Origin of the sequence: Prosthecobacter sp. (assembly GCF_049294395.1) — a bacterium.
Classification (GTDB): Bacteria; Verrucomicrobiota; Verrucomicrobiia; order Verrucomicrobiales; family Verrucomicrobiaceae; genus Prosthecobacter.
This window is the reverse complement of sequence record NZ_JBAQCR010000041.1, coordinates 1-12,069: the sequence shown is the minus strand read 5'-3', so window position 1 is coordinate 12,069 and position 12,069 is coordinate 1. Positions and strand designations below refer to the sequence as shown.

Genomic DNA, 12,069 nt, shown 5'->3' with positions numbered 1-12,069 from the left:
AGCCTCACCACCTCAGCGAATCGTTTGTCTCCAGAGTCATCGACGCCGCATTCCACGAAGGATGGAGTCCGGCCACAACGGGCCTCGACTGCCACTGGCTCGGCGCTGCGGCATGCAGCCACATCATCGACTCCCTCAGCAGCCAGGCAATTGCCGCGCCCCAATTGCTCGCCTAAAAGCAGCCACTGCCAATGACCCCGCTGCCGCTCCATCTGGCCTATGCCATACCCCCGCTGAGTTTTCTCTTCATTCTCCCGGCCATCTGGATCTTCCTCGTCATCAGCTCCGTGCTGCTCGTCATCCTGCCCTTCGCTTATTTCGAAGGCCCCGCCATGTGGAGGCCCATCCTCAAACTCAACGGCCTCAGCCTCCTGATCCTCTTCACCCTCGGCACGATGTTCCACACCAGTCATCCGACCTTTACCGTCGGATTTTCGTGGACCGCAGCACTCATCACCCTCGGCCCCGCAGCGCTCACATGCATCGCACTCCTCATCGAAAAAATCCGGAAGTAATCCAGCGCGCAAATCACCGCAGCCAAAGAGTTCCAATCCCCGGAAAAATGGGGTCAGGATGCAAAAAATCAAAAAATTGATCTGCATCAAGCCTCGGCTCAAAGTCTCACCGCTCGCACACAGCGATAAGACCTCCGGCCTGTCAGCGGTCCGTCATTTCCTCATTCGTAAATCTTCGCCGCTTCCAGCATTTCACACATCAGCTCCCACGAGGGCTGCTCCACCTTCGCCATCTCATGCGCTCCGAGCCATGCTGCCATCGCTTCCAGGTATCTCTCCAAGGTCAGATTCTCCCAGGAGCCGCGGTCACTGCCCAGGTTGTCCCTCAAAGACTCCAGTGTTTGAACGACATCATGACAGGTTTTCATAGGGGGACGTTTTGGTTTGGGTGGGCGGACGGACAAGAAAAGACGCTTTCAGGATGCTTCATGAGCATAGGATGAGTGCGGATCGAATCATTGCTTAAAGCCTCAGTTCAGCGACGATCCTCCCTCATCACGACACCACGCCCTTCCGCACTCGCAGCCATCCCGCCGGGGCCAGTCCCGCCAGGATGAACAAAGCATTCACCGCCAGTATCAGCAGAATGGGCCTGAGTGATAAAAACGCGGAGCCATGCGCCTGAGCTCCCAGGACGAAAAGCACCGGGCCGTACACCGCCGCTACAATGATGCCGCTGCCCGCAAGGCTCGCCACAAACAGGCTGCGCACGCTGGGCCGCCGGTACCGCTGCACCGCTAGAAATCCTGCCTGCCACAGCAGCACGCACAGCCCGCTGATTTCCGTGGGATGCCAGCCCCACAGGCGGCCCCATCGCTGCTGCGAATACCCCATGCCGAAAATCATTCCCAGCAACGTGAGCCCGCAGGCCCATGCCGTGAAAACATGCACCACCCGCACGAGAGCCTCCGCGCGACGCGTCGAAAAATCCGCAAAGCTGCGCTGAATGACAAAGCAAATCCCCAGCACCCACAGAAGCACCTCCACCACGCGACTTAGCGCCAGCGTGAAGACATGCGCACCCAGCCAGGCATCCCAAGGACGCTGCTGAAAGAAGAGCACCATCTCAGCCAGTATCGACAACGCCAACACTCCCGCCAACGCCCTCACGATCCTCACGGGCAGCCACGTGGCAGGGCTTAATTTTTGAAACTCCGCCGACACCTCACCCACCGGCCCCAGCTGCTCCATCGCCCGCTGCACAGCCTCCGCCTCAGGAATACCAGATTCCACCAGCGCGTGAATCGTCTCACGCAGATGGCTCTCCAGTTCGTCCAGCGTGTCCGGCCCGAGGCCGCGCGTGCGCGAGATGTCTTTGCGCCATTCGGCGATGGATCGATCGAGGTTATGCATGGCGGGGGCTCCAGAGTTGGTTGAGTACGCTGTTCACAAGGGTCCACTGTTCCTGCTGCTTCTTCAGGGCCTGTTTACCCTCGGTTTTCAAATGGTAGTACTTTCGCTTTCGGCCCGTCGGCGAGTCCACCCACTTGCTGCGCACCAGCTCGTGGTCCTCCAGCCAGTGCAGCACCGGGTACAGCATGCCGTCCGTCCATTCGATCTCCCCGCCGGAAAGCTCCTTTACCCGCTGAATGATCGCATACCCATAGCTGTCCCCCTCCGCGAGAATCGACAGCACAAGCGGCACCGAAGAGGCCGCCGTAAGTTCTTTCTGAAGCTTCATAGCGCAACCATGCATTGCAGAGCAATGTATGGCAACCTGATTTTTTCAAGTGCCCGTTCACACCCCATGCAAACCAAGGTCCCTTGACTGCGGCACCGGGAAAAAGAAAACCGTCAGCGAATGGACAGGTCAGTGAGCCCGCCACCCGCATCATGGCAGGGCAGGGGGGGCAGTCCCAGACACCACCAAGATCATCTTGTTCCGCAGGCAAGGTTCAGCGTTCACCGCGGCACCTTCTTGCCCAGGCGTCTCGCCATGCGCACCATGTCCCCCTGGATCACAATGCCCACCTCACCTTGAGGATGCTTCTTCATCTCCTCAAGAATGCTGAGGTCCTCCGCCGAGCCGTGCCGGCTCAGCAGTCGCGCGATGGCATAGCAGGTGCGTGGCGGCGTCTTCATCTGCAGCGTCTGCCAGTAGTTCCGTGCCGCCGTCACATAGGGCGCAGTATTGATCGTGGGAAAGGAATCGATCTGAAACAGCAGCCCCTCACGAAACTGCTGAGACGGATGCACATCAAACAGCCACAGCAGCTGCGGCGTGGCCGCATCACCACGCCCGCGCAGATCCGCCTGCGCCACGCTGTACCATCGGGGGATCTCAGCGCCGCCATCAAAGCTCACGATGAAAAGCTCCGCATACGCCAGCAGCAGCAGCAGCGGATCATCCAGCCCCAGCGCCGCCGCAGCCTTCGTATCAGTCAGCTTCGCCAGCCGTGCCCATTTGTCCGGAGGATTCAGCGCCACACTTCGTTGCGCATTGCCGCAGAAAAACACCCCGCTCTCCGCATCCTCCATCTCCGGCACGCGCGCATGCAGATGGGTTAGAAAACCCACCGGCGCACGGTGACTCTCCCTCGCCGTGAAAAGCAGATCACCCGCCTCATCGCCACCACCCCCATTGGTGTTGGTGTTGAGCGCCACCTGGCCAGCCACACTCTCCGCGCCCACGCATGGCGCACCGCAGGCCAGCAGCAGCACCGCCACCCACATCAAAACTGGACGCATCAGCAGCATGTTTTTTTCTTCCCACCATCTTGCCACCGCATCCCCCGCGCTGCCACGAGATTCTTCCCGCAGGGAAGGGGGCTCTTCCAGAGAGGGATCGTCCCGCTCCCACCATCGCACCTTCTCGCAGGGCCCTCCTCCCCCCACAGCTAAGCGATAGAATCCCAGACCTCTCCGAGTAGAAGTACCCAGACAAATTCGCGCCTCCACGCACTCCCCATTTCGCATTCGTCATTCCGATTTCGTCACTCGTCATTCCCATGCCAAAAAGCCCCCTCATCTCCCGCCGCACCTGCCTGCGCGGCCTCGGCACCACCCTCGCGCTCCCCTTGCTCGAAGTCATGGGCTGGGCAGACACCGCCAAAAAAAGCGCCAGTGCCATCGCCGCCGCAGCGCGCCCGCCCGTACGCCTCGGCTTCATGTACATGCCCCACGGCGTCATCATGGATCAGTTCTGGCCCGCCACGCCCGAGAGCTACTTCACCACCCCGCCGCCCGCATTGGAGTCCCTGCGCGGCGTGCTCGATCAATGCCTCCTCATGAAAGGCATCGGCGGCATCCCCATCGCCCCCTTCAATGGCGCGCCCCACGCGCTTGAGCTCTCCACCTGGCTCACCGCCCAGCTCCCCGACTCACGCCAGCGCAACCGCATCAACATCGCCATCTCCGCCGATCAGATCGCCGCGAACTACGTCGGCGCGCTCACCGCCCTCCCGTCGCTCGAGCTCGCCACCATGCCGCAGACGCACAAAGAAAATCAGGAGGGGCTCAACGAAGGCTACTACTCCCACTGCAGCTTCCGCTCCGCCACCCAGGCCGTCCCCGCCGAGATCAATCCCCGCAACGTCCTCAACCGCCTCTTCAATCAAAGCAGCACCCCCGGCAGCAGCAGCGGCCCCACCAGCGCCGCCGCCGCCCAGGCCCAGGCGCTCGATCGCTCCATGCTCGATCTCGTCATCACCGGCGCCAAAGATTTGAGAAAAAAACTCCCGCAGGACGACCAGCAAAAGCTCGATGAATACCTCGACAGCGTCCGCGCCGTCGAGCGCCGCATCGCCGCCATCGAGTTCCGCCAAAAAGAAGCCGCCCTCGAAAAAGCCGGCCTCGCCCCCAGCCGCCACCGCGCCACGGATACCCCGCCCATCGAAATCAAAATCCCCGTCGGCGACAAGCGCAGCGAATACATGCAGGTCATGTGTGATCTCAACGTCCTCGCCTTCCAGACCGACACCACCCGCGTCAGCACCTACATCGGCTCCACGCCCAACGGCGTCTCCTACCCCGAGCTCGGCTTCAAAGACGAGCACCACTCCCAGACGCACCACAACAATCGCCCCGAAATGGTGAGCAAAGTCGCCGCCATCACCGCCTTCAACATCGCGCAGTTCGCCTACATGATCAAAAGGATGCACAGCATCCGCGAAGCCGACGGCACCCTCCTCGACAACTGCCTCATGCTCTGGGGCTCTGGCCTGGAGGACGGCAACAAACACTCCCGCGAAAACCTCCCCTTCATCCTCGCCGGAAAAGCCGGCGGCACCGTCAAAACCGGCCGCTTCTTAGCAGACACCAAAGGCAACCAAGGCGACCTCCTCACCACCATGCTCTCCTGCGCCGGCGTCCCCCTGGACCGCCCCATCGGCATCGCCACCAAACAGATCACGGAAATGAAAGCGTAGGGGAAGGGGAGCAAAGTTCGTCCTCAGGAACTTTCGGTAGCCTGTGGCGCTTTGGAGTGTTGCATGTGGTTCCTCTTGGATGTCAATTTACAGTATGACTGAGAATAGAGGCTGGCTCAATCTGGTTTAGATCGATTTGTCTTCGACTCCAATGCTCCGTGATGGCTTGGGTGAAATCTGGACGTACTAACTTGGCGCGATTTTGAAGCCAGTCACAATCTTCTTTCCTGATGATTAATCCCTCCATCGAGTTTTGTGAAAAGGCACTTGGTCCCTGCATGAGCAGCTGCTGGAGTTTCTCTAACGTAGTCTTGCCTTTGAACAGGATAGGAACTGAGGCTAATCCTAGGCGCGTAGCGAGGGCTTTACGCCGCGAGGTGCTCCAAAATCGCTCTTCTTTCCGGTCATAGACATCAAAGGCGACAAACCAATCCGGCAAATGTGAGTAGCCAACTGAGTGACGCACGGCACACCATTCACCAAAAAGTATCATATTTTTATCAAGTTCCGCCTCCAAGCCGATCTCATGTTGCGAAAGCCAAGACGCGAGACGTGAAAATTGCCCGTGAAACGGCAATTCGAGATACTGACCTCGGTTCTGCACGCGGACTTTTCCATCGTCACCAATGGAAAGACCAATATTTGCACCATCAATCTTTTCTTCAACGATCACGTCTCCACTCAGGAATCTGGTGACTTCTTGAGGGGGGAGCACCTTATCGTCCCGTGGGCTTCCTTGGCCTAGCCATTTCAGATGGGGAGTGTGAGGAAAACGGAAGAAGTTGCTCATTTTTTTGCCTTTGTGGCCTGAAACCTCTTTATGTCCTTGGGGCAAAGAAACTCTACCTCCAAGCCGTGGTCCTTAAGTTTTGGTGCCCACTCGATCCATTTGGAGTCTGCGGCTTGAAGAATCTTTGGATGTTCTTCGTGGGCTGCGGCAACAGCGACGAATTTACGGTCAGCCCGATCAAAGTTAGAAAGACGGACATCATCAGGAAAGGATTCATAACCACGATCTTTATGCTGAATGATGGGCACCACATCACACTTCTCCTTGTTGGCTCTGTTTCGAAGAGCCCATTTCACGAAAGCATCTCCCGGACCCCTGCCTTGGTTAGGGTTGGTCTTATTCTGGTACTCTATAAGAATTTCGAAGGAGTCATCTACAGCCAAACGTTTGTCAGCCATGACCTGCTGAAGCGCAAGTGCGCATGCTGCCACACAATCCTTACTCACATCTTCATGCTGCCCATTGGCGACCAAGATGACGTTGGTGTCCACGATGTAGGTCATTTGGAGGTGGCAGTTTTTCGGCGTTTGGCGGCAGCAACCGTACGGGCGGTAAGGTCAGCCATCTCGTCACCAAAAAAATTCTCAGGCCAGTTTTCAATATCTCCGTCCTCAGTCAAGCGAAGGGGTTCCAATTCGGCTGCTCCAGTATCGTTCTTCTTGCAAAAATAGATGGCTACCTCACGAGGTTTGATCGCTCCTTCTGCAATGCGGCGTTGGAGCCTATTGAGAAAGTGCTCTGAATGACTTTCGACTATGAGCTGAACATTACGTGAGCCTTCGTTCTCGCGCGCTTGGGCAGCACAGATAAAGACATCGGCCAGCTCCGCTTGTACCTGTGGATGGAGATGAATCTCAGGTTGCTCCATCCACACAACAGAGTTGGGCGGACAGTAAAAAGGTAGAACTAACGCTGGAAGTACCTGTGAGATGCCAAATCCTACGTCAGTGATTTTTACTTCAGGAGCACCTTTTCCCGCACGCAATAGGACTTCATACTCCTTGCGCCCCTCCGCCACTGCTTTGACATCGAAATTATGGATTACTCCGAGATCCTTAAGCCAGCCAGCTATAAATGCGGTGAACGTACTTAACCTTTGTCGTGGTGCACGATTAAGCCTTCGGCCTTGAGCCTCCGCTGCTAGAATGGCAGCCACGGTAAATTCGCCGCGCTGGCCTACATCCTCCGGGGTGTCGCCCGACCATTGATATGTGCGTCTAGGATGATCACGAAGCGGTCCAAGATAATAAAACTTGGAGAGCATGTTTTCCGTGGCTAGTGCGAAATCGGCAAGAAAGCCTGCGTTTTGAAACCTAGCCCGCGTGGCGTCAGACATACGGTAGAATTTCTCCGGTGCGTCTAATGGCCATTTGCGACCAACAGCTTTTTTGAACTTAAAGCGTTCAGAGGTGAGCGAGTAGCTTCCGTCGGGGTGTTTCTCAAAATCAGCATTCAAAGTGGCCGGTCCTACGCCGCCCAGCCTGTAACGGATCGCCGTGGCTTCAGGCTGTCCAGATTTGTTTGCATCGAGTCGCACACCAAGGTTCATCGTGGTGCCTCGGTATCTCTGAAGTGCGAATCGATTTAAAACATAGAGTGGAGAGGGAAGCCTCCACTGCATTGAAAATTCTAACGGCTGGTTTACATCATGCCCATGTACGCAATCAGCGTACGTGCCGAGATCGATTAATGTGTTCTGATCGCCAAGATGAAATGCGCGTCGTCTGTCTGACGACTGAGCTGTTTGCTTTAATCCCAGAAGAAGATGCCCCAAGCTGCTTTTGCCAGCACTGTTGGCACCAAAGATGACTGTGAGCGGAGCGAGTCGAATTTCGCCTGTGTCTTTCCAAGCTTTGAAGTTCTTGATGTGAAGTGAGGTCAGCATTGCATTCGATATTGGTCGGTTTCTCGACAAATGGCAACTCGCCAAAAAATAGAACTTCGCCGCCCTATTCATCATTCACCCGTCCGCCCCTCACCCCACTCGCTTCTCCGCCTCCACATAAATGCTGTTCTCCGGCCGGTTGTCGATCCGCTCCAGGTCCGCGCATTTCCCTTCGCGGTACTTGCAGGCCCGTGCGTTCACAAATCCATGCTTCTCCAGCAGCTTGCACAGGGACGGCTCCGTGTACATCCACTGGTGCCGGTTCTTCACCCCCGTGCCGTCGTATTCCAGGATGCCCAGCAGCATCGCCGTCGGGTCTTCGGGATCATAGAGCTTCACGTAGTGGTCCAGGCTCGGGATCACAAAGCGCACCACGCCGCCCGGAGCCAGCACGCGCAGGATCTCGCCCAGCAGCAGCGGCACATCCCATACAAAGATGTGCTCAAACATGTGAGAGCTGAAGACGCACTGGCAGCTGTTGTCCGCCAGCGGGAAGCGCTTCGTCACATTCAGGTAGTGCAGCTTTTTAAACACACCCTGCTCATGCTCCTCCAGCCGCGCCTGCGTGATGCGCCCCACCTTCCGCAGCAGCTGCGGCAGCCCCGGAACCATCGTCACCCAGATATGCGGAGTGATGTCCGTGTTATACCACCCCTCCTGCGGACAATTGAAAGCCCCGAGATGAAGTTTGAGCAAAGGTGAAGTCATGTGCAGAAACCTAGGCCGCGCCCTATCCTCCGTCAACGCCCGCGCCTGCTTCAATACTCACACATTCCATGCCTCATATCAGGGGCCACTGAAAACAGGTCTGCATCTGAGCCGGTGAAGCCTCTGCGCTCGAAAGTGTCACAGCACCTTTTTATAGCGGTTCGCAAAACTCATTTCCGTTTAGCAGGCTGCTTCTTGCTCGAAAAATCTTGGGCATCGACGGCGGCTGGTTGAGGACAACCAGCCCTGCCCGCGAGGGGCATTCGAATGTCCAGCGCGAGGTAGGGCGGCTTGTCCTCAAGCCGCCGCCGAGCGTCGCCACGCTCGCTTTCCAGAAATCAGTTTCGCAAAACGCTATAGATTCAGAGGCCAGGTGAAAGAAGGCGCATGCAGGGCCGGCAGGTGCGCTGGGGGCGGGGCGTTTGAAAAGGGGGCATGCGATGTGGCAGCAGCCCACGATGGGACGAAAGACTCCACGGACGCGCACAGCGCATCCCTACCATCCAGAGCAGCGCGCGCCGCAGCGCTGGTATGGAACCGCTGTGCGGGTCCGAAGTTTCGGGTCTGCGGCGTCGCGGGCGCTGAAAATGATGCGCCGTCCTTGGAACGTGGAAAGGCAGGAGATGATGGGCACGCTGGTTTGCAGTGTGGGAAATGCCACCACCGATGGAAAACAGGTCTCCATCTCAGCCTGTCTGCTCAGGGTATAAGCAGCCGCGCTGAATTCGCATCTGCTCCAGCACCTCACACCCGCTGCACCACCACAAACACATGCTTCTCCGGATGCTGATCATACTCCAGGTGACGGCACACGCAGCCCGCCGCCGCCAAAGTCTGCAGCGTCTGTGAGACCCCCAGCGTGCTGTAGTTCACCGGCACCCCCATGCTCGCATCCACCCGCTCCTCCGGCGCGTCCAGCCCGCCGAAAGTGAAGATGAAAACCCCGCCTGGCGCCAGCGCCCCGCACAGCTTCGTCAGCACCTCCGCATTCCGCGCCAGCGGCAGATGCCACAGGCAGTCCCACGCCGAGATAAAATCATAGAGCCCCTCCGGCTCCCACGCGCACACATCCGCATGGTGAAACGTGACGTGCGGCATCCGCTCACGCGCCAGCGCGATCATCCGTGCCGACACATCCAGCCCCTCCACCGCATAGCCCCGCAGCTCCAGCAGCCGGAGGAAGCGCCCGTGGCAGCCGCAGCCCACATCCAGCGCCCTGCCGCCCGGATGCGCCGCAAACCTCAGAGCCAGCTCATGCTGTGAAATACCATTGCTCTCCAGATGCGGCTCCAGCCACCGCTCCGCGATCTCATCATAGCTCCGGCCAAGTTCATCAGGCTGCATGGCGAAAGGAGTCATGGCGCGGGAGGCGGGTGGCAAGGGCGGGGTTTTTGTTCTCGGTTCACCGTTCATTCCGCAGCCTCAGGTGCGTCAGCTTTTCGCTTTCTTTCTTCGGACGCATTGGATTAGCCATTGGATGGAGGCCACCCCACATAAGGACAAACCCAGCATCATGTTCGCATGTCTGACGGGATACTCCACCACTCGAACATAATCCACCTCATTGGAATAGAGAGCTCGATCGGGAGTAACCGTGTAGTGCGCCATGTTGGCGGCGACCAGCAGGAAGACATTGAATGCAATTATGCCCAATCCTGCGATGAGCAAACAATAGGGCGCACATGATCGGGCGCTTTGGGGTGGATTTGATTTCATGGGCTCTGATCACTCAAAGGTTCATCCGTGCCTGTCACAGGCCGCCTATTCATGACCCAAAGCGATGAGTGAAGAAAGCCAAATCACTGCCGTCATTGGGACAGACTGACTGCGGATGCTGAGCCGTCATTGATCTGCCCCCACCTCACCACCCCGCAAAGCGCTGCAGTTCAATGTTCAGTGTCCAATGTTCTCGTTCCCCTTGCATCCCCGCCGCCCCGCCTAGCTTGCCCATCGGCCCCCATCGCTCGCTCATCAACCACACCGCATCGCCATGAAAGCCGCCCGCCTCGCCGCCCTGCTCGTCCTCACCCTCGCCAGCATCAGCCACGCAGAAGAGCCCAAGGCGGCACCTGCGCCCAAAGTCCCCGCCTTCGCCAGCGCAGACGACTTCACCGCCCTGCGCATGGCCTATGCCGCGCGGCCGGACTTCGACGGCTTCTGGAACCTCGACCCCGAGCGCGAGGCCGTGATGGCCGCGATCCAAAGCAAGGACTTCCCCAAGGCCACCTCACTCGCCAAGCCCTGGCTGGAGAAATTCCCCATCGATGCCCAGCTGCACTACCTCTGCGGCCATTTTCTCAAGAAGGCCGGAGACATTCCCGGCAGCATGCACCACTTCCACTGCTTCTACGGCCTCATGCGCTCCATCACCTCCAGCGGAGATGGCAAGTCCGCCAAGACCGCCTGGAAAGTCATCTCCGTCTCCGAAGAGTACGCCCTGCTCAACGAGATCGACGCCGAGCTCATCGATCAATCCCTCGTGGACTCCTGCGACAAAATGCACGTCCGGCTTTCCAACGGCACCGAGACCGACCTCTACTTCGATGTCTCCCTCTCCCTCGCCGCCACCGCCCGCCAGTTCGCGCCCGGTAAAAAATAAAGCGCACACCGCAGCTCAAAAATCCCGCGTGCTCACCTCGCAAACACACGCACATCCTGCCTCGTTCCGCTCTTTCAAAAAATCATTTTTACCGCATCGAATAAATACAAATTCACCGGTAATTAGCGGGCTTGCAGTTGCCATTCCGCGCACGCTCTGCCACGTTTCCGCCGCCCATGTATAAGGGAAGTATTAGAATTATCGGAGGGTTGCTGTTAGGAGCTCTCCTGCTATCTCTCGCCGCTCATTTTTCCACCGGCGCCGGGCCCAGCAGTTCATGGATGCATCAGGCCGTCCTGCTCAAGTTCAATCATCGCTTCTTCCTCGAGTACCGCACCCAGAACGCCGGGCGCTGGCCCGTCAAATTCGCCGATCTCGACCACGCCGTGGCAGACGCCAAAGACGCCGGCAGGCCCGCCCCCTTTGTCGATCCAGACAGCGGCCTGAGCACCCCCTGGCTTCTCTTTAATCCCACCCGCTGCCTGCCGCACCCCGAGCACGGCCACATCATCTCCGCCGCCCCGCGCACCGGCGGCTATGATCTCACCCACCATCCCTACAGCCGCCTCGTCCTCTTTGAGAGCGGTGTCGCCACCTGGATCCCCGAGTCCGATTTCATCGCCGCCACCCAGGTCCAGTAGCTGATGAGGATGGTGCTCCACTTCGTCTCCCAGCCCCCATGCACCACAGCAGCACCGCATTCGTCGCACGCTTCATCGGCCTGGGCATCTGCCTCTTCAGCACCTGGATCTCCGCATGGGGCACCCTCGTCATTCTGGCCGGAGTTTCGAACGCGGGCCTCCGTGACGTGCCGCCCCAGCCTCCCGATTGGGAAGCCATCGTCGCATTTGCACTCCTCGGTCTCTCGGCTTGGTCCATCACTTCCCTGGGCGAATGGTTCTGGTCCTTTGAAGAAGGTTGGTTTCGCCTGCAGCGCGCCCTCCGCCTCATCCAGTGCACCCTCATCCTCGGCGGCATCGCCTGCGCCATCACCTTCCGCATCGCCCACGAGTTCCACCCCCTCTGAGCCCCGCATCTCAGGGAAAAAGCATGGGGCAGGGGAGGCCCGTTCCCGCCGCCCCGCCCCTGCGCATATGGTCACGTCTCCTCAGCCATCGCTTTGCGATATAGCTTTCAGAAAGAAGCGCGCCGCCACCCCCCAGCGCTTCTCATTCCCCCCCATGAGCACACCCCACCCCCAGTCC

Annotated in this window: 14 protein-coding genes; 5 read left to right on the top strand and 9 right to left on the bottom strand. The window is 58.6% G+C overall.

What is annotated here, in order from left to right; translation table 11 throughout:
- Positions 1-191 precede the first annotated feature (191 nt).
- Positions 192-515, top strand: a complete 324-nt coding sequence (locus tag WAW39_RS02585) for a hypothetical protein (protein ID WP_422315466.1) — start codon at positions 192-194, stop codon at positions 513-515.
- 161 nt (positions 516-676) lie between these two features.
- Here the strand turns inward: WAW39_RS02585 and WAW39_RS02580 are convergent, their stop codons facing one another.
- The 4 genes from WAW39_RS02580 to WAW39_RS02565 form a co-directional block, all read right to left on the bottom strand.
- The gene (locus WAW39_RS02580) at positions 677-883 is read right to left on the bottom strand and encodes a DUF7660 family protein (RefSeq protein WP_422315464.1); all 207 of its coding nucleotides are present in this window, start codon (positions 881-883) and stop codon (positions 677-679) included.
- Positions 884-1,010: 127 nt separating this feature from the next.
- Entirely contained in the window at positions 1,011-1,868 is an 858-nt protein-coding gene (locus tag WAW39_RS02575; protein ID WP_422315462.1) for a permease prefix domain 1-containing protein, read from the bottom strand.
- Positions 1,861-2,196 carry a PadR family transcriptional regulator gene (locus WAW39_RS02570; protein WP_422315460.1) on the bottom strand — a complete coding sequence of 112 codons (336 nt, stop codon included), beginning with the start codon at positions 2,194-2,196 and terminating at the stop codon, positions 1,861-1,863. Before WAW39_RS02570 ends, WAW39_RS02575 begins: the two co-directional genes overlap by 8 nt.
- Positions 2,197-2,417: 221 nt before the next feature.
- Positions 2,418-3,212 (bottom strand): hypothetical protein, encoded by a 795-nt coding sequence (locus tag WAW39_RS02565; protein WP_422315458.1) that lies wholly within the window; start codon positions 3,210-3,212, stop codon positions 2,418-2,420.
- A 251-nt stretch (positions 3,213-3,463) separates the two neighbouring features.
- Here WAW39_RS02565 and WAW39_RS02560 point away from each other — a divergent pair, with 251 nt between their 5' ends.
- Positions 3,464-4,882 (top strand): DUF1552 domain-containing protein, encoded by a 1,419-nt coding sequence (locus tag WAW39_RS02560; RefSeq protein WP_422315456.1) that lies wholly within the window; start codon positions 3,464-3,466, stop codon positions 4,880-4,882.
- An 82-nt stretch (positions 4,883-4,964) separates the two neighbouring features.
- Here WAW39_RS02560 and WAW39_RS02555 read toward each other — a convergent pair whose 3' ends face one another.
- From WAW39_RS02555 to WAW39_RS02535, 5 genes are all read right to left on the bottom strand, one after another.
- Positions 4,965-5,672 carry an RNA ligase family protein gene (locus WAW39_RS02555; RefSeq protein WP_422315454.1) on the bottom strand — a complete coding sequence of 236 codons (708 nt, stop codon included), beginning with the start codon at positions 5,670-5,672 and terminating at the stop codon, positions 4,965-4,967.
- Entirely contained in the window at positions 5,669-6,175 is a 507-nt protein-coding gene (locus tag WAW39_RS02550; RefSeq protein WP_422315452.1) for a hypothetical protein, read from the bottom strand. The genes WAW39_RS02555 and WAW39_RS02550 overlap by 4 nt, the downstream gene beginning before the upstream one ends.
- Entirely contained in the window at positions 6,172-7,557 is a 1,386-nt protein-coding gene (locus WAW39_RS02545) for a DUF3696 domain-containing protein (RefSeq protein ID WP_422315450.1), read from the bottom strand. Before WAW39_RS02545 ends, WAW39_RS02550 begins: the two co-directional genes overlap by 4 nt.
- A gap of 90 nt (positions 7,558-7,647) precedes the next feature.
- Entirely contained in the window at positions 7,648-8,265 is a 618-nt protein-coding gene (locus WAW39_RS02540) for a class I SAM-dependent methyltransferase (RefSeq protein ID WP_422315448.1), read from the bottom strand.
- Positions 8,266-9,009: 744 nt separating this feature from the next.
- Positions 9,010-9,624 carry a class I SAM-dependent methyltransferase gene (locus WAW39_RS02535; protein WP_422315446.1) on the bottom strand — a complete coding sequence of 205 codons (615 nt, stop codon included), beginning with the start codon at positions 9,622-9,624 and terminating at the stop codon, positions 9,010-9,012.
- A gap of 631 nt (positions 9,625-10,255) precedes the next feature.
- On the opposite strand from WAW39_RS02535, the gene WAW39_RS02530 reads away from it, so the two are divergent.
- From WAW39_RS02530 to WAW39_RS02520, 3 genes are all read left to right on the top strand, one after another.
- Entirely contained in the window at positions 10,256-10,864 is a 609-nt protein-coding gene (locus WAW39_RS02530) for a DUF4919 domain-containing protein (protein WP_422315444.1), read from the top strand.
- Between the two features lie 281 nt (positions 10,865-11,145).
- Positions 11,146-11,505 (top strand): hypothetical protein, encoded by a 360-nt coding sequence (locus WAW39_RS02525; RefSeq protein WP_422315442.1) that lies wholly within the window; start codon positions 11,146-11,148, stop codon positions 11,503-11,505.
- 38 nt (positions 11,506-11,543) lie between these two features.
- Positions 11,544-11,891, top strand: coding sequence for a hypothetical protein (locus WAW39_RS02520; protein ID WP_422315440.1), 348 nt, complete (start codon positions 11,544-11,546; stop codon positions 11,889-11,891).
- Positions 11,892-12,069: the final 178 nt, after the last annotated feature.

Coding starts and splice junctions, on each gene's coding strand:
- WAW39_RS02525 (WP_422315442.1), top strand. CDS start 11,146: ATGCATCAGGCCGTCCTGCTCAAGTTCAATCATCGCTTCTTCCTCGAG.
- WAW39_RS02580 (WP_422315464.1), bottom strand. CDS start 883: ATGAAAACCTGTCATGATGTCGTTCAAACACTGGAGTCTTTGAGGGAC.
- WAW39_RS02575 (WP_422315462.1), bottom strand. CDS start 1,868: ATGCATAACCTCGATCGATCCATCGCCGAATGGCGCAAAGACATCTCG.
- WAW39_RS02545 (WP_422315450.1), bottom strand. CDS start 7,557: ATGCTGACCTCACTTCACATCAAGAACTTCAAAGCTTGGAAAGACACA.
- WAW39_RS02560 (WP_422315456.1), top strand. CDS start 3,464: ATGCCAAAAAGCCCCCTCATCTCCCGCCGCACCTGCCTGCGCGGCCTC.
- WAW39_RS02520 (WP_422315440.1), top strand. CDS start 11,544: ATGCACCACAGCAGCACCGCATTCGTCGCACGCTTCATCGGCCTGGGC.
- WAW39_RS02555 (WP_422315454.1), bottom strand. CDS start 5,672: ATGAGCAACTTCTTCCGTTTTCCTCACACTCCCCATCTGAAATGGCTA.
- WAW39_RS02535 (WP_422315446.1), bottom strand. CDS start 9,624: ATGACTCCTTTCGCCATGCAGCCTGATGAACTTGGCCGGAGCTATGAT.
- WAW39_RS02570 (WP_422315460.1), bottom strand. CDS start 2,196: ATGAAGCTTCAGAAAGAACTTACGGCGGCCTCTTCGGTGCCGCTTGTG.
- WAW39_RS02585 (WP_422315466.1), top strand. CDS start 192: ATGACCCCGCTGCCGCTCCATCTGGCCTATGCCATACCCCCGCTGAGT.
- WAW39_RS02550 (WP_422315452.1), bottom strand. CDS start 6,175: ATGACCTACATCGTGGACACCAACGTCATCTTGGTCGCCAATGGGCAG.
- WAW39_RS02565 (WP_422315458.1), bottom strand. CDS start 3,212: ATGCTGCTGATGCGTCCAGTTTTGATGTGGGTGGCGGTGCTGCTGCTG.
- WAW39_RS02530 (WP_422315444.1), top strand. CDS start 10,256: ATGAAAGCCGCCCGCCTCGCCGCCCTGCTCGTCCTCACCCTCGCCAGC.
- WAW39_RS02540 (WP_422315448.1), bottom strand. CDS start 8,265: ATGACTTCACCTTTGCTCAAACTTCATCTCGGGGCTTTCAATTGTCCG.